This is a genomic window from Amycolatopsis stemonae (genome assembly GCF_054781455.1).
In genome coordinates, this window is record NZ_BAAGUJ010000008.1 from 390,811 (window position 1) to 406,508 (window position 15,698).

Annotated in this window: 17 protein-coding genes; 11 read left to right on the plus strand and 6 right to left on the minus strand. The window is 70.8% G+C overall.

What is annotated here, in order from left to right:
* Window positions 1-10: 10 nt before the first annotated feature.
* The 3 genes from ACYVLJ_RS29480 to corA all read right to left on the minus strand — a co-directional run bounded on the left by ACYVLJ_RS29480 (window position 11) and on the right by corA (window position 2,752).
* Window positions 11-850: a chromosome partitioning protein ParB gene (locus ACYVLJ_RS29480; RefSeq protein WP_451987053.1), complete on the minus strand. Its 840-nt coding sequence runs from the start codon at window positions 848-850 to the stop codon at window positions 11-13.
* Window positions 847-1,497: a metallophosphoesterase family protein gene (locus ACYVLJ_RS29485; RefSeq protein WP_451987055.1), complete on the minus strand. Its 651-nt coding sequence runs from the start codon at window positions 1,495-1,497 to the stop codon at window positions 847-849. Before ACYVLJ_RS29485 ends, ACYVLJ_RS29480 begins: the two co-directional genes overlap by 4 nt.
* A gap of 172 nt (window positions 1,498-1,669) precedes the next feature.
* Window positions 1,670-2,752: a magnesium/cobalt transporter CorA gene (gene corA, locus ACYVLJ_RS29490; protein WP_451987057.1), complete on the minus strand. Its 1,083-nt coding sequence runs from the start codon at window positions 2,750-2,752 to the stop codon at window positions 1,670-1,672.
* A 311-nt stretch (window positions 2,753-3,063) separates the two neighbouring features.
* On the opposite strand from corA, the gene ACYVLJ_RS29495 reads away from it, so the two are divergent.
* Entirely contained in the window at window positions 3,064-3,567 is a 504-nt protein-coding gene (locus tag ACYVLJ_RS29495; protein WP_013223004.1) for a MaoC family dehydratase, read from the plus strand.
* A gap of 7 nt (window positions 3,568-3,574) precedes the next feature.
* Window positions 3,575-4,669, plus strand: coding sequence for a DUF2332 domain-containing protein (locus ACYVLJ_RS29500; protein WP_460441111.1), 1,095 nt, complete (start codon window positions 3,575-3,577; stop codon window positions 4,667-4,669).
* Between the two features lie 62 nt (window positions 4,670-4,731).
* On the opposite strand, the gene ACYVLJ_RS29505 is transcribed toward ACYVLJ_RS29500, so the two are convergent.
* Entirely contained in the window at window positions 4,732-5,145 is a 414-nt protein-coding gene (locus ACYVLJ_RS29505; RefSeq protein ID WP_460441112.1) for an NUDIX hydrolase, read from the minus strand.
* Window positions 5,146-5,340: 195 nt separating this feature from the next.
* Here ACYVLJ_RS29505 and ACYVLJ_RS29510 point away from each other — a divergent pair, with 195 nt between their 5' ends.
* The 7 genes from ACYVLJ_RS29510 (at window position 5,341) to ACYVLJ_RS29540 (ending at window position 11,585) form a co-directional block, all read left to right on the plus strand.
* Window positions 5,341-5,505: a hypothetical protein gene (locus ACYVLJ_RS29510; protein ID WP_167379843.1), complete on the plus strand. Its 165-nt coding sequence runs from the start codon at window positions 5,341-5,343 to the stop codon at window positions 5,503-5,505.
* 21 nt (window positions 5,506-5,526) lie between these two features.
* Complete coding sequence (locus ACYVLJ_RS29515; protein ID WP_451987063.1) at window positions 5,527-6,087, plus strand: PH domain-containing protein; 561 nt, start codon at window positions 5,527-5,529, stop codon at window positions 6,085-6,087.
* Between the two features lie 48 nt (window positions 6,088-6,135).
* The gene (locus ACYVLJ_RS29520; RefSeq protein ID WP_460441113.1) at window positions 6,136-6,999 is read left to right on the plus strand and encodes a PHP domain-containing protein; all 864 of its coding nucleotides are present in this window, start codon (window positions 6,136-6,138) and stop codon (window positions 6,997-6,999) included.
* A gap of 1 nt (window position 7,000) precedes the next feature.
* Window positions 7,001-7,630 carry a MarC family protein gene (locus ACYVLJ_RS29525; protein WP_451987067.1) on the plus strand — a complete coding sequence of 210 codons (630 nt, stop codon included), beginning with the start codon at window positions 7,001-7,003 and terminating at the stop codon, window positions 7,628-7,630.
* Between the two features lie 125 nt (window positions 7,631-7,755).
* The gene (locus ACYVLJ_RS29530) at window positions 7,756-10,227 is read left to right on the plus strand and encodes an alpha-L-rhamnosidase-related protein (RefSeq protein ID WP_460441114.1); all 2,472 of its coding nucleotides are present in this window, start codon (window positions 7,756-7,758) and stop codon (window positions 10,225-10,227) included.
* Window positions 10,228-10,313: 86 nt separating this feature from the next.
* Window positions 10,314-11,165 carry a RecB family exonuclease gene (locus ACYVLJ_RS29535; protein ID WP_451987179.1) on the plus strand — a complete coding sequence of 284 codons (852 nt, stop codon included), beginning with the start codon at window positions 10,314-10,316 and terminating at the stop codon, window positions 11,163-11,165.
* A gap of 12 nt (window positions 11,166-11,177) precedes the next feature.
* Window positions 11,178-11,585 (plus strand): hypothetical protein, encoded by a 408-nt coding sequence (locus ACYVLJ_RS29540; protein WP_460441115.1) that lies wholly within the window; start codon window positions 11,178-11,180, stop codon window positions 11,583-11,585.
* 28 nt (window positions 11,586-11,613) lie between these two features.
* Here the strand turns inward: ACYVLJ_RS29540 and ACYVLJ_RS29545 are convergent, their stop codons facing one another.
* Together ACYVLJ_RS29545 and ACYVLJ_RS29550 are read right to left on the minus strand one after the other, a co-directional pair.
* Window positions 11,614-12,924, minus strand: coding sequence for a PQQ-binding-like beta-propeller repeat protein (locus ACYVLJ_RS29545; RefSeq protein ID WP_460441116.1), 1,311 nt, complete (start codon window positions 12,922-12,924; stop codon window positions 11,614-11,616).
* Window positions 12,925-12,949: 25 nt separating this feature from the next.
* A complete protein-coding gene (locus ACYVLJ_RS29550; RefSeq protein WP_460441117.1) occupies window positions 12,950-14,407 on the minus strand; it encodes a DEAD/DEAH box helicase in 1,458 nt (485 codons plus the stop codon).
* A gap of 13 nt (window positions 14,408-14,420) precedes the next feature.
* Between ACYVLJ_RS29550 and ACYVLJ_RS29555 the strand changes: the two genes are divergently transcribed.
* A complete protein-coding gene (locus ACYVLJ_RS29555; protein ID WP_460441118.1) occupies window positions 14,421-14,543 on the plus strand; it encodes a hypothetical protein in 123 nt (40 codons plus the stop codon).
* 417 nt (window positions 14,544-14,960) lie between these two features.
* A complete protein-coding gene (locus ACYVLJ_RS29560; RefSeq protein WP_284747445.1) occupies window positions 14,961-15,614 on the plus strand; it encodes a ferritin-like fold-containing protein in 654 nt (217 codons plus the stop codon).
* Window positions 15,615-15,698: the final 84 nt, after the last annotated feature.

The window sequence follows — 15,698 nt, forward strand, 5'->3', positions numbered from 1 at the left end:
CCTGAACACCTCACGACCGGCGGGAGCGCAGGGTCTCGATGACCTCGTCGTCCCAGCGGTGGGTCCGGATCAGGCGGTACCGTTCCGCCGCCACCCACATGTACGCCTCCGCGTCCGTGCGGTCGCCGATCAGGTCCGCCTGCCGCAGCATGCCCACCACCGGGACGAACTCCTCGTCGAACCACCGCTGGGCCACGCTCACCCGGTCGCAGAACTTGCCTTCGTCCTGCATCAGGCGGAAGCCCCACGCCTCCACGTGCTCGCCCAGCTTCGCGTAGTCCCACGGGTCCGACACGATCACCGACGCCCGGGCGTGGCCCGTCAGCGGCACGCGCTCCAGGAACAGGCGGCGGTAGTCCTTGACGATCAGGTCGCCGCGGTGGCGGATGCCGCTCGGGTCCAGTTTGGTCCGGACGACCGTCACGTACGCCTCTATTGTGGACAGTCCCTGCGCGATCGCCACCGAAACCCGGTGGTGGCCGTCGATGATGAAGTGCAGCTCGCCCACCCGGTACACCTCGATCGGCGGGATCTCCTCGCCCCGGCGGGCCGCCAGGGCCAGGCGCTCCCAGCGTTCGCGGACGCGGCCGGACGTCGGGCGGAAGCGGCGGTCGAAGTCGCGGCTGCGGTCGACCGTGCCGACGATCGAGTCCAGCTTGATCACCCGCAGCCCGATCCGGGTCTCGCCGGCGTAGCCGAGCGCCTCCACCACCTCGTGGAACGGCAGCATGATGTTGACGTCGTCGGGCTCGCGCCGCAGCCACGTTGAAAGCCGCGAGAGCACCTGGCCCCGGCGCGCGCGGAGGAAGTCGTTCTCCGCGTCGGCGCGGGGGAACCCCGTCTCTTTCATGAGAACTCCATGATCCGGTGGCCCACCACGTTGCGGATCCGGGTTTCGCCGACGACCCGGTCCGGGACCGGCTCGCCGTGGGGGTGGATGTGCCCGTGCAGCAGCCACTTCGGCCGCAGCACGTCGATCGTGCGGTGCAGGCACGCGAACCCGCGGTGCGGCGGGTCCGCCCGGTCGCCCAGGTCCAGCGGCGGCGAGTGCGTCAGCAGGACGTCGACGTCCCGGCCGTCGCGACGCCGGCGCCACCGGGCGCGCCGCACCAGACCGCGGGCGCGGCGGGCCTGCTGGCGCTGCGTCCACTGGTTCGGCCCGTCGTTGTAGCGGATCGAGCCGCCGAGCCCGGCGAACCGGATCCCGGCGACGTCGACGACCCGGCCGTCGGCGTTGATGCCGCCCGCCGGGCCCGGCCACGCCGTCGGGAAACCGTCCTTCATGGACAGCCCGCCGTAGCGCGTGTAGCCGCTCAGGTCCGGGTCGTGGTTGCCGGGCACGAACACGCACGGCACGTCGAGCGCGCCGGCCAGGAACGCGAGGTAGTCGTAGGGGAGGTCGCCCGCGCCGATGACGAGGTCGACCGAGCAGGCGCGGACCGCGCTGGTCCACAGCCGCTCGTCGACCTCGTCGGAGACGACCAGCGCTTTCGGCACCCACCCAGGGTACGACGCCGCGGCACTACTTCATGCCGTGCGCGAACCCGGGGTCGGCGACGATGACGGAAGTGATGACGACGATCCAGAGCACGCTGAGCGCGAGCGCCCAGAACTTGAGGTTGGACAGCATCCGGGACATGACGAACACTCCGAGGGGGAAGAGGAGGGACTAGAGCCAGCCGTTCTTCCGGAATATTCGGTACAGCAGCAGGCAGATCGCGAGGATCACCGTGATCACCAGCGGGTACCCGAACTTCCAGTGCAGCTCGGGCATGTAGTCGAAGTTCATCCCGTAGATGCCCGCGATCATCGTCGGGATGGTGATGATCGCCGCCCACGACGTGATCTTGCGCATGTCGGTGTTCTGCTGCAGGGAGATCTTCGCGACGGTCGCGTCGACCAGGGTGGACAGCAGCTCGTCGAACGCCGCCACCCGCTCGGACACCGTCGTGAGGTGGTCGGCGACGTCGCGGAAGTACGAGCGGACCTCGTCCGGCACCAGCCGCGTGTAGCCCTCGGCCAGCCGCTGGACCGGCGTGGCGAGCGGCATCACCGCGCGGCGCAGTTCGAGGACTTCCCGCTTCATCAGGTAGATCTGCTCGGCGCTGACCAGCGACCGGGGCGCGAAGACCTGCGCCTCCATGACGTCGATGTCGTTCTCGATCCGGCCCGTGACGTCGAGGTAGTGGTCGACGACGTGGTCGGCGATCGCGTGCACGACCGCGGACGGCCCCAGCTTGAGCCGCTCGGGGTCGTCGTCGAGCTCACGGCGCAGCCGCGCCAGGCCGGAGTGGTTCCCGTGGCGGACGGTGATCACGAAGTCCCGGCCGAGGAACACCATGAGCTCGCCGGTTTCGACGATCTCGTTCGCCGTGGTGGGGGACTCGTGTTCGACGTACCGGACGGTCTTGACCACCAGGAACAGCGTGTCGTCGTACCGCTCCAGCTTCGGGCGCTGGTGCGCTTCGAGCGCGTCCTCGACCGCCAGCTCGTGCAGGCCGAAGGTCTCCGCGATGCCCTGGATCTGCTGCGAGTCCGGCTCGTGCAACCCGATCCAGACGAACCCCTCGTGCCGCTTGCGGACCTCTTTGATCGCTTCGACGTGCGTCCAGCGGCCGGGCAGGCGCTCCCCGGCGACGTACACCGCGCAGTCGACGACGTACGCGGACAGCGGCACCGGGACCGGGCGCACGGGAACGGCGCCCTTGTTGCCGCGGCCGCGCAGGCCGCCGAGCGAAGGAATGGCAGGCATGGGTTCTCCTGGGCGTCGTGCGACGTCGTGCGAGACGACTGACCAGGGGCGGACCGCGTCCGCCCGGCGAGGCACCAGCGTTCCCGGGGAGAGAAAAGGCCTACCTGGAGACGACCCGTGAGGTGGGAACGCTGGGACTACTAGGGAGCGGACTATCGCCACTACTCATCGGGGTTCCTCACCTCCTTCGGGCCGGGTGGAGAGTGGTGGGGCTCGCGTTGACGCGCGAGAACCAATGGTTGAGGGTACTCCTCACTACGGATGCGTGTCGTACCAGCCTCACGCGGTGTTACGCGACGGGAGAATGACGAGTGCAGTTCGGTCGGTACTACGAGGAGTTCGAGGTCGGTGCGGTCTACAAGCACTGGCCGGGCAAAACGGTCACCGAATACGACGACCACCTGTTCTGCCTGATCACCATGAACCACCACCCGCTGCACCTGGACGCGCACTACGCGGAGGAGACCACCGACTTCGGCAAGAACGTCGTGGTCGGCAACTACGTCTATTCGCTGCTGCTGGGCATGTCCGTGCCCGACGTCTCCGGCAAGGCCATCGCGAACCTCGAGGTCGAGTCCCTCAAGCACGTCAAGCCGACGTTCCACGGCGACACCATCTACGGCGAGACCGAGGTGCTGGACAAGACGCCGTCGAAGTCCAAGGACGACCGCGGCGTCGTGTACGTCGAGACGCGCGGCTACAAGCAGGACGGCCTGATCGTGTGCACCTTCCGGCGAAAGGTGATGGTGCCCAAGCGCTCCTACGGGGAGACTCGGGGCGGGGAGCAGCCGGGCCGGCCGGTGCCGCACGAGTGAGGCTCTGATGGACCTGGACCGGATCAAGGAAGTACTCCGCACTTTCGCGGAAGTCGAGGCCCGCGGGGTCTCCCCGCTGTACGAGCACCTGGCGTTGCAGGCGGCCGCGGACGACGACGTCGCGGGCCTGCTCGCTTCGGCGCGCGACGGCGAGGTGCGGGCGACGCTGCTGATGGCGACCGCGCACCGGCTCGTGCAGGCCGACCCGATCCACCCGCTCTCGCGGTACTACCCGTCCCTGGGCGGCTTCGACGGCGTCGACTCCGAGACCTGGCCGCTGTTCCGGTCGTTCCTGCTGGAGCGGGCCGACAAGGCGCGCGCCCTCATCGCCGCGCGCTACACCCAGACGAACGAGGTCCGCCGGGCGGCGCTGCTGTACCCGGGCGTCACCCGGGCGGCGAAGGAGGCCGGCGGGAAGGTCGCCCTGCTGGAGGTCGGCTGCAGCGCGGGTCTCCTGCTCGGGCTCGACCGCTTCGGTTACCGCTACCAGTGCGACGGCGGCGAGCAGCTGACGGCGGGCCCGGCGAAGGCCGCGGTCGGGCTGCACTGCGCGCTGGACCTGGCACCGGGCGCGGTGGCGCCGAAGCTGCCGAAGAAGCTCGCGGTGACGGCGCGGGCGGGGCTCGACCGGGCCCCCGTCGACCTGGCGGACGAGGACGAGCTGGCGTGGCTGGAGGCGTGCGTCTGGGCCGACCAGCCGGACCGCATCCGGCTGCTGCGCACGGCGGCGGCCGAGCAGGCGAAGCACCGCCCGGCGCTGATCGCGGGCGACGGGGTCGACGACCTGGAGGCGGCCGCGGCCACGCTGGACGGGCCGCTGGTGGTGGTGACGAGCCACGCGCTCGCGTACTTCCCGGCGCCCCGGCGCGCGGAGTTCGTCTCGAAGCTGGCTTCGCTCGCGGAGTCGCGGCCGTTGTGGTGGGTTTCGGAGGAGTTCTACGGCGCCGGGCTCGAGACGGTGCTGCCGGGGCGGTCGGACCTCGCCGGGTCCGACGGCCTCGCGACGCTGGGCGTCGTCCGGTGGGAGGACGGCAAGGCGGAGGCCCACGCCCTGGCCCGGACCGCTCCGCACGGGCAGCGGATGACCTGGCTGCCGCTGTAGCCCAGTCCCGTGAAGGCCTCCTCGCCGGCTTTAGTGGCCGGAAAGGGGGCCTTCGCGGCTTTTCAGGCCCGCGGAAGCGCCTTCCACTCACGCAGGGTCACGTACAGGAGATCCACCAGCTGCCCGGCCGTCTCCAGGGCCGACAGGTCTGCCGCATCGGACCAACGGGTGTCCGTGGCGTCGTCACCCGCGGTGAGCACGCCGCCCGTCACCGAGCAGGCGTAGTCGTGGATTTCGTACGGCCCGCGCGTCACGGTCCCGATCACTGTGCCGGGAATCACGTCGAGCCCGGTCTCCTCCCGAAGCTCGCGGATTACGGCCTGTTCGTCCGATTCGCCCGGTTCGACTCGGCCACCCGGCAGCGACCATTGCCCCGAACCGGGGTCGTTCGCGCGCCGGATGAGCAGCAACCGGCCACGTCGGTCGAAGGTGATGCCGCCGACGCAGCGGATCGTGGTGCCGAGGGGACCGTCCATGTCCCGAAGGGTAGACGTGACCGACTTGAAAACGGATGTCCTGTACACGGAGAGTAGCCGTACGGTACACTTCGGACCGCGTGCTGACCCAAGCGCGGGACTTACCTCCCCTGTGCCTGTTCAGTGCGGTACAACGTAAAAAGTCAGGTTTTGGTTGTTGTCCGGTGTCACCGTAAGAGACGGGATTTGATCGCGGTGAACGTGAAGAAGATTGCGGGCCTCGCCGGTATCGCGTTGGTGCTGTTCTTCGTCATTGCGCAGCCGGGGCAGGCTGCGGGCCTCGTCGGCAACATCGTCGACTTCCTGCGCAGCTCGGCCGAATCGGTGATCACCTTCGTCAGCAACGTGTTCAAGGGCTGACAGCGGGGCTACCCTCGACCTATGTTCGCGCCTCGCGATCCCGACGAGTACCTCCTCGACACCGAGCGGCGGGTCATCCGGATCCGCCGCCACTGGGCGGTGCTGCTGTGGGACACCTTCGAAGCGGCCGCGCTGCTGGCCGTCTGCGTCCTGGTGTCCTACCTGCTGCCACCGGCGCTGTACATCGGCCAGAACGTCCTCTGGTACGTGGCGCTGCTCGTCGTCCTCCGGTTCGCCTACGTGGTGATGGAGTGGTGGGTCGAGCGCCTGGTGGTCACCGACAAGCGGTTCGTGATGACCACCGGGGTGTTCACCACCAAGGTGCTGATGATGCCCATCAGCAAGGTCACCGACCTCAGCTACGTGCGCACCGCCACCGGCCGCATGATGGGGTACGGCACGATGGTGGTCGAGTCGGCCGGTCAGATCCAGGCCCTCAACCGCATCGACTACCTGCCGCGGCCCGAAGAGTTCTACGACACGATCTCCGAGCTCGTCTTCGGTGACAAGCAAAAGCAGGCCGAGCGCTTCTCGATGATCAAGGCCCAGCGCGCCGCGCGCGGCAAGAAGCCGGTCGGCTGAGCCGTCCCGCCGCGCCTGTGACGCAGCGCATCGTCGACAATGGACCCGATGCGCATCGACCTGCACGCCCACTCCACCGCTTCCGACGGCACCGACTCGCCGGCCGGGCTCGTCGCCGCGGCCGGTGAAGCCGGGCTCGACGTCGTCGCGATCACGGACCACGACACCACCGCGGGCTGGGCCCCCGCCTCCGCGGCCATCCCGCCGGGCCTGACCCTGGTCCCCGGCGCCGAGCTGTCGACGGTGTCGACCGACCCCGAGACGGGCCGCCAGATCAGCGTCCACCTGCTGGCCTACCTCTTCGACCCGACGGCCGAGGCCGTGGTCACCGAGCAGACCCGGCTGCGGGTCGAGCGCCGCACGCGGCTGCGCCGGATGGCCGAGCGGATGGCCGCCGACGGACTCCCGATCGACGCCGACGAGATCTTCGGCCTGCTCCCCGAGGACTCCCCGCCGGGGCGGCCGCACCTGGCGCAGGCGCTGGTCCGGGCCGGCCTGGTCAAGACCGTCGACGAGGCCTTCGCCGACTACCTGAGCCCCCGGCGCGGCTACTACGTCGCCCGCCGCGACACGCCGGTCGAGGAGGCCATCGACATGATCGCCGCGGCCGGCGGCGTCACGGTCATCGCGCACCCCTTCGCCTTCAGCCGCGGTGCCACGATCAGCGAAGACACCCTGGCCGGCCTGGCCGAGCGCGGGCTCACCGGCGTCGAGGCCGACCACCCGAACCACGACGCGCCGACGCGGGCCCGCACCCGCGAGCTGGCCGGCGAGCTCGGCCTGCTCGTCACCGGGTCCAGTGACTACCACGGCACGAACAAGACGATCGCGCTCGGCGAGTGCACCACCGACCCCGGGCAGCTCGAGGAACTCGTTTCGCGCGCGACCGGCTTCCAGGTCGTGAAGGGCTGAGATGGCGATCGCCGACTTCTTCGACGCGAAGCTCTTCATGAGCGCGACGATCACCCTGGTCGTCATCATGGACCCGCCGGGCACCGTGCCGGTGTTCCTCAGCCTGGTCGGCCGCAAGCCGATGGCGGTCCGCGCCCGGGCCGCGCGCCAGGCCGTCCTGGTGTCGCTGCTGGTCATCAGCCTGTTCGCGGTCGCGGGTCAGGCGATCCTGGCCTACCTCGGCATCGGCATCCCCGCGCTGCAGGGCGCCGGCGGCCTGCTGCTCCTGCTCATCTCGCTGCAGCTGCTCACCGGCAACGGCCACGAGCCGGAGGCCGCGGCGGAGGACGTCAACATCGCGCTCGTCCCGCTCGGCACGCCGCTGCTGGCCGGGCCCGGCGCGATCGCCGCGACCATCGTGTTCGTCCGGCAGGCCGACGGGCACATCGGCGCGTACATCGCGCTGGCGCTGGCGATCGTGATGACGCACTTCGTCATCTACGTCTGCATGCGCTACTCCGGCGTGGTCATCCGGCTGATCAAGGAAAGCGGCATCACGCTGCTGGCCAAGGTGGCCGGCCTGCTGCTCGCGGCCATCGCCGTGGAGCTCGTCGCGAACTCCGTGCGCGGGTTCATCGCCGGCGGCAACTGACCCCGCCTTTCGGGTTGTCCTGCCGGACAGGAACCGGCGGGTTCGTTGACATCGTTGGCACGCTTCGCGCAGCCTTGACCTCAGCTCAGCGCTTGAAACGATTCAATTCGCGTGCGGAGGCCTCGATGAAGTGGCTCAGAGCAGTCCTGCCGGTCACGGTCCTGGTGGCGAGCGGCGTGGTCGCCGCGCCCGTCACGGCCGCCGTGGCCGCGCCGGGCTGGCAGAAGTACGTCGTCGCACCCTCGAGCCGGGACGTGCGGCCGGTGAAGGTGCTGTCGACCAGCGGCGACGTCACGAACCCGGACGGCCTGCTCGGCCGGGGCGTCACGACATTGAAGCGGCAGGCGCCGCCGCCGAAGCCGGCGTGGCCCGCCGGGAGCACGGCCGCCGCGTCGTCGTTCCACGCGCCGAACAACGGCGGCAACGGCCAGCCGCGCACATACGCGCCGGGCAACGCGATCGACGGCAACACCGACACCTTCTGGAACGACGACACGATCGGCGCCTACCCCGACGTCCTGACCATCACCTCGGCCGCGCCGGTCGCGCTCCCGGGCGTCACCCTGCTGTCCAGCGTGGACGGCGTGCCGCAGGACTTCACGGTGGAGGTGCTGGACGCGGGCGCGTGGCGGGTCGCGGCTTCCGTGACCGGCAACACCGCCGTGCAGCGCGCGATCCCGTTCGACCGGCCGGTCACGACCGACCAGGTCCGGATCACCGCGACGAAGGACCAGAACACGCCGTCGGGCGAGTTCAGCCGGGTCACCGAGGTCTGGCCGGGCCTGGTCGCCGACCAGCCGGTGCCGGTGGCGGTGGTGGACTTCGGCAAGGTCGTCGCGGGCTACCCGAAGATCTCGTTCGCGGGCGCGTCGGCGAACCGGCCCGGCGTCCGGCTGTCGTTCTCGGAAACCCAGCAGTACCTCGGCGAACGCTCCGACTTCACGCGGTCGGACTTCTCCGGCGGACCGGGCAGCGACCAGTACGCCGTGCCGGCGACGCCGGCCGTCTGGCGGGACACGAAGGGCTGCCAGGTCGGCACCCAGGTGTGCGCGGACGGCCTGCACGGCTTCCGCTACCTGCGGATCAGCCTCGACGCGCTGGCCTCGGACGCGCCGGCCGCGCAACCGTCCGGCGAGGTGCGGATCAACGGCGTCTCGCTCGACTTCACGCCCTACCTCGGCACACCGGACAGCTACCGCGGCTGGTTCGAGTCGTCGGACGAGGACCTCGACAAGTACTGGTACGCCGCGTCCTACACCAACGAACTGGGCATGGACACCTTCCGCGCGTCCGATGTGGACCCGCGCGGCGCGTTTTCGCCTTCGCTGGACGGGAAACTGGTGCTGCACGACGGCGCGAAGCGCGACCGTGACCCGTACGTCGGCGACGTCGCGGTGTCCGGGCTCACCGAGTACCTGACGCACCAGGACGGCACGGCGGCGAAGAACGTCCTGGCCGACTTGGCCGACCACCAGCGCGCGGACGGCTGGATCCCGCCCGCGTCGATCAACAACTACACGCTGCCGCTGTTCGACTATCCGCTCTGGTGGGTGACTGCCAGCTGGGACTACGTGCTCTACACCGGCGACAACGCGTACGCGGCTTCGTACTACTCAAACCTCGTGAAGACGCTCGACACGTGGTACCCGTCGGTCACCGATTCGCGCGGGTTGCTCGCGAAGGGCCTTAACGGCACCAGCGGCTACGGCGACTACGCGTTCCTGCCGCGTACGGGCGAAGTGACGTACTACAACGCGTTGTACGTCCGGGCGCTGCAGGGTGCGGCGGGCCTGGCGCGCGCGACGGGCCACCTGGCGGACGCGGATCGGTGGCTCGCGCGGGCTTCCGGCGTCGCGGCGGCCGTGAACGCCTATTTGTGGGATCCGGCAGCCGGGGCGTACCTCGACTCGGGGACGGGCGCGGTGCGCCACGGCCAGGACGGCAACAGCCAGGCGATCGTCGCCGGGATCGCGTCGCCCGCGCAGGCCACCTCCGCGCTGGCCCGGCTCGCGGCGGGCGCGTTGCCCTACGGGAACCCGTTCATGGACAACGACACTCTCGTCTCCGACGGCACGAAGCGCGTGTACGCGTTCACGTCGTTCCCGGAGCTGCAGGCACGGTTCCGGACCGGGCAGGCGGACTCGGCGATCGACCAGATCAAGCGGATGTACGGCTGGATGACCTCGCACGACCCGGGCATCACGGCGTGGGAAGGCATCGGCGACGGCGGTTCGCACTACGAGCAGGGCTACACGTCGGCCGCGCACGGCTGGTCGACCGGCGTCGTCCCGGCGCTGACGAACGAGCTTCTGGGCGTCTCACCGACTTCGCCGGGCTTCGCGACGTGGACGGTTTCGCCGCACCCAGGCGGAGTCTCCTGGGCGCGCGGAGCGGTTCCGACGCCGAAGGGCGCGTTGTCGGCTTCGTGGTCTCAGAAGGGCTCGGTGTTTTCGCTGACGGTCACGGCTCCGCAGGGGACGTCCGGTTCGCTGGTGGTCCCGTCCGGCCGCTTGGTGCTGCTGGACGGCCGTCCGCTGCGCGCAGCGGGCCCCCTCACCGTCTCGGGCGGCACGCACACGGTGCTGGTGGTGCGGTAGCGCGGAAAGTGTCGGGGGCTCCGCCACCCGAACCCCCGAAAAAACTGTCGGTGGTGGTGCGTAGCGTGGGCCGGGTGAAGGAGCAAATGGGCTTCGATTTCGGCGTCGCGCAACCGGTGCGGCTCACGAAGGTCTCGCCGGCGCGGCTGGCGACCTTCGACGACTGCCCGCGCCGGTACCGGCTCGCGTACCTCGAACGGCCGACCCCGCAGCGCACCGGGCCGTGGGCGCACAGCACCCTGGGCGCGGTGGTGCACAACGCGCTGCGGGCGTTGTTCGACCTGCCGGTGCTCAAGCGCGTGCCGCAGCGGGCGGTGGCGCTGGTGGCGGAGTTCTGGAAGGACGCCGGCTTCGAGAGCGACGAGCAGGCCGCGCGGTACCGGGCGCGGGCCAAGGGGTGGGTGGCGGAGTACGTCGAGGACAACGACGTCAGCCACGACCCGGTCGGGCTCGAGCGGTGGGTGTCGGCGCCGGTCACGGCGACGCCGGGGGAGCGGCCGTCGATGATCATCGAGGGCCGCGCGGACCGGATCGACGCGCGTGCGGGGGAGCTGGTGATCGTCGACTACAAGACGGGGCGCCGTCCGCCGGACGAGTACGAGGCCCGGGCGTCGCAAGCCCTCGCGCTGTACGCGGTAGCGGCGGCGCGGACGCTGCGGATGCCGTGCACGACGGTCGAACTGCACCACCTCCCGACGGGCACCATCGCGGCGGCCGAGCACACGACGGACAGCCTGCGCCGGCACCTGCAACGCGCCGAAGAGACCGCCGGGGACCTCCGGCTCGCCACGGATACCCTGGACGCGGGCGGCGACGGGGACGTGCTGTTCCCGCCCCGCCCGGATCGTCGTTGCGCCTGGTGCGACTTCAGGCCGAGCTGCGCGGCGGGACAGGAAGCGGCCCCGGCGGCGCAGCCGTGGGACCTGCTCGCGCCCTGAGAGGGAGGGAAAGTGGCTTCACCGGACACCGGCGAACTGTCGACACAGCCGTTCCCCGTGGACGAAGCGCAGACCGTCCCGCAGGAACGAGTCACCCCGCAGCGCATCGAAGGCGACCCCGAAGAGCCTGCCACCGAGCCGGCGAAAGAGCGCGGCCGCTGGTGGCGGGGGTTCACGGGCTCACTGGCGGCCGGTCTCACGGTCCTGGCCCTCGGGGTGCTGCTGGTGGCCGGAATCGACTTCTACCAGGGTGTCCCGGGCCCGGGGGCGGTAATGCTGATCGGCCACCCGGTGGCGGCGGTGCTGGCCTTGCTGGCCCAGCGCGTGGCGGACCGCCGCAACGGCCTCCCGGCCGGCGGCGCAGGCCTGGCCGTAGTCCTGTTCACGGTCTCGGCACTGACCCTCTTCTGGCTGACCTGACCCCAACCACGCGTGATGGGGCCGGGCATCACTTCAGGGCGGTCAGGGTGTCGCCGCGTTGCTCCAGCAGGACCGGGCCGGCCGCGGCCAGGCGGACCACGCCCGGGTAGCCGCGGCGGTCCACGCCCACCGTGCGGATCGTCGAGCCGTCGTTCTCGTTCAGCACCGCCAGGCCGCCCTTGATCGGGACCACCAGCTGCTGCGCGAACAGGATTCCCGGCCCGGACGCGCTGCTCAACGTCCAGCGCGGCGAAAGGTCGTCACGGGACAGCGCCACCACCTTCGAGCCGCTGAACCAGTAGACGTTCTGCGTCGTCTGGGTCGTCGCCTCGACGCCGCCCGCGGGGTCGGCGGCCAGGTCGGCCGGGGGCACGTCGAGCGGGTACGCCGCGCGCTGGGAGCCGTCGCCGTTGTAGATCACCAGCAGCTTCTGGTCCGGCAGGACCACCGCCGTCAGCTCGCCGGACATCGCGATCACGTGTGCCCGCTTGCCCGCCAGCACGCTGCTGAACGACACCGACGGCTCGTCGTCCTTGTCCGGCGCCGCCTTGTAGACCGTCAGGCGGTCGGCCGGGTCGCCGGGGCAGCGCTCGATCACGCCGACCTTGCCCGACGCCGCCGCGACCGTGCCGTAGGTGCAGCCGGTGCGGGGCTGCTTGCCCGCGTTGACCAGCGCCGGGACCTGGCCGTACTCGGCGCTCTGCACCAGGTCGTCGCGCCACGTGGTGAGGAGCTTCTTGCCCGTCGCCGTCACGTGCGAGCCGTCGCCGACCAGGCGCGTGCCCAGCTCCGCGTTGCCGTTGCGCTGCGCGGTGATCCGGCCGGTGCCCGGGTCCAGCTGCGTGACTTCGCTGCAGCCCGAAGACTTCGAGAAGACGGCGTTCAGCCGCCCCCACGTCTCGTTCATCGTGCACAACGGCAGGTCACGCGTGTAGTGCCAGCGGATCTGGCCGGTCAGCGGGTCGCGGGCCGCGACCTCACCGCCGTCCGCCGTCGCCACCGCGTCGCCCGCCACGACCGGGACCGGCGTCGCGCCGCTGCGCGCGCTCCAGATTTCGGCCAGCGACCCCGGCACCTTGTCCGGCGCCGCGGGCAGCGGCGGGGGCGGCGCCGCCTCGGTCCGGTCGGTGGCCGCGCTGTCGCTCGTCATGCCGACGACCAGCGCGACCGCGACCACGACCACCGCGATCAAAGCCGCGATCACCCGGTCCCGCCCGCGGTTCCAAGGCGAGCGACGCGCCTTGACCCGCGGGGCGGGCGGAGTGGACTCGACGTCCTCGAGGACGTCTTCGGAGCCGTAGTCAGGGGCCTCTTCGGGCGCCTTTTCGACGTCGCTCACTTACCCGACCCCCGCTGCGTAGGCCTCAGTCTGCCGACGCAGGTGTATCAGAAGTCGCCGCGGGGCGGCGACGGCGGCGCCGCCGAGCCGGCCGCTCGGCGTTCTCGCCGGCTTCCTTCTCGGTGGCCGGGCCGGTCGTCTCCGGGGCGGTGCCGCGGGTGCGGCGACGCGTCCGGGTGCGGCCTTCCGAAGCCTCTTCCGACGTCGAAGCCGCGGCCTTGTCCGCCGCCTCGACGGCTTCGGCCGCCCGCGAACCACCGCGGGTGCGCTTGCGCGGGGCCCGGGTGCGCTTGCGCGGCGCGTCTTCCGAAGCCTCCTCGCCGGGCTTGCCCCGGCCGCGGCCGCGCTTCTTGCCGCCCAGGTCCTCTTCCACTTCGGCGCCCAGGCCCGCGCGGGTGCGCTTGGCCAGCGGCAGCCGCCCGGTGGTGCCCTCCGGGATGCCCAGGTCCTCGTACAGGTGCTTCGACGACGAGTAGGTCTCGACCGGCTCCGGCTTGTCGAGGCCCAGGGTGTCCGAGATCAGCTTCCAGCGCGGCTCTTCGTCCCAGTCGACGAGGGTGACCGCGACGCCGGTGCGCCCGGCGCGGCCGGTGCGGCCGATCCGGTGGACGTAGGTCTTCTCGTCGTCCGGGCACTGGTAGTTGATGACGTGCGTGACGTCGTCGATGTCGATGCCGCGGGCGGCGACGTCGGTCGCGACCAGCACGTCGACCTTGCCGGAGCGGAACGCGCGCAGGGCCTGCTCGCGGGCGCCCTGGCCGAGGTCGCCGTGTACGGCGGCGGCCGCGAAACCGCGCTCGACCAGGTCGTCGGCCACCTTCTGCGCGGTGCGCTTGGTGCGGCTGAAGATCATGGTGAGACCGCGGTCGGCCGCCTGCAGGATCCGGGCGATGACCTCGGGCTTGTCCATCGAGTGCGCGCGGTAGACGAACTGGGTGGTGCGCTCGTGGACCGCGCCGGCGTCGTTCTCCTCGGCGCGGATGTGGGTCGGCTGGCGCAGGAAGGTGCGGGCCAGGGTGATGATCGGGCCGGGCATGGTGGCCGAGAACAGCATCGTCTGGCGCTCGTCGGGGACCATCCGCAGGATGCGCTCGATGTCGGGCAGGAAGCCCAGGTCGAGCATCTCGTCGGCCTCGTCCAGCACGAGCCCGCGGACCTTGCCCAGCACCAGGTGCTGCTGCTCGGCCAGGTCCAGGAGCCGGCCGGGGGTGCCGATCACGACGTCGACGCCCTTGCGCAGCGCTTCGATCTGCGGCTCGTAGGGGCGGCCGCCGTAGATGGCCAGCGTGCGGATGCCGAGGTGCTTGCCGGCGCCCTTGAGGTCGTTGGCGACCTGGATGCACAGCTCGCGGGTCGGGACCACGACCAGCACCTGCGGGGTGCCGTCGCCGGGGACCTGCACGCGGTGCAGCAGCGGGACACCGAAGCCGAGGGTCTTGCCCATGCCGGTGCGGGCCTGGCCGATGAGGTCGTCGCCGGCCATCGCGAGCGGCAGCGTGAGCGCCTGGATCGCGAAGGTCCGCTCGATGCCGGCCTCGCCCAGGGCCTTGACGATCTCCGGCTTGACGCCGAAGGACGCGAAGGTCGGGGCCTCGGGCTCGACGTCGACGCCCGCCTGAAGCGGGTGCGACGTGTCGAGCGCGGCCGGGCCGGTCTCGCTGTGTTCCAGCGCGACGGCGGGGGTCTGTTCGGTTGTGGGAATTTCTGCGGTCAGGGTGATCGCCTCTCTCGTGACCAGCGCGCACCGCCGTTGGTCCGCTCGACACTCGACCGGGAGTAAACCCTGGTCCCTGGCGCTGATCTGGAGCGCGGAACCGTTCCGTCCCGGGAATGCCGGAAGAGGCGTGCACGCACATTGCAGTACGTCGGCAAGCCACGTGACCTGCCTGTTTCCCGACGCCGGTATGGCGTACGGAAGCTTGATGTCAATCGCAGTGTACCTGGTCAGCAGTTTTTCGACAGTACCCGGCACGCCGGAACCAGTGGGATCGGTCTCGTCCCGACACGCCCGGGTGCTTCGGCGATACCCTGCCCCCGTGACCGAGCCGAAAGAGATCTCAGAGGGCGTCGTAGACCTTCTGGGTGTGATCGCCTACCTCGAACTTTCCGCGTTCGACCGAATGGCCGAAGACGCGCGGAGCGCCCCGACCCTCGCCGGGCGGGCCGCGCTGGCGCAGATGGCGGCCGCGGAGATCGGTCACTACGGCCTGCTCGCCCAGCACCTGGCCGGCCACGACGTGAAGATCGAAGACGCGATGACGCCGTTCGTGGCCCAGGTCGACGCCTGGCACGCCTCGACGCCGCCGAAGTCGTGGCTGGAGTCGCTGGTCAAGGCCTACGTCGGCGACGGGCTGGCCGCCGACCTCTACCGGGAGATCGCCAGCTGGCTCGACCCGGAGACCAAGGACCTCGTGCTCACCGTGCTCGCCGACACCGGCCACTCCGCCTTCGCCGAACGCGAGGTCGCGGCCGGCATCGAGGCCGACCCGAAGACCCGCGACAAGCTCGCGCTGTGGGGGCGCCGCCTGCTCGGCGAGGCGCTCACCCAGGCCCAGTACGTCGTCGCCGAGCGCGACGGCTTGGCCGAGCTCATCATCGGCGGTTCGGGCGACCTCTCCGGAATTGCGGCGCTGTTCCGGAGGTTGCAACAGGGGCACACCAAGCGCATGCAGGCGCTCGGCCTGGGCTGACCCCGATGGAGTACGACGACGTGACGACGCGGTCCGGCGCGGTCATGCGCCACCGGAACGAGCCGGTTCGGTTAGCCTTGGCCG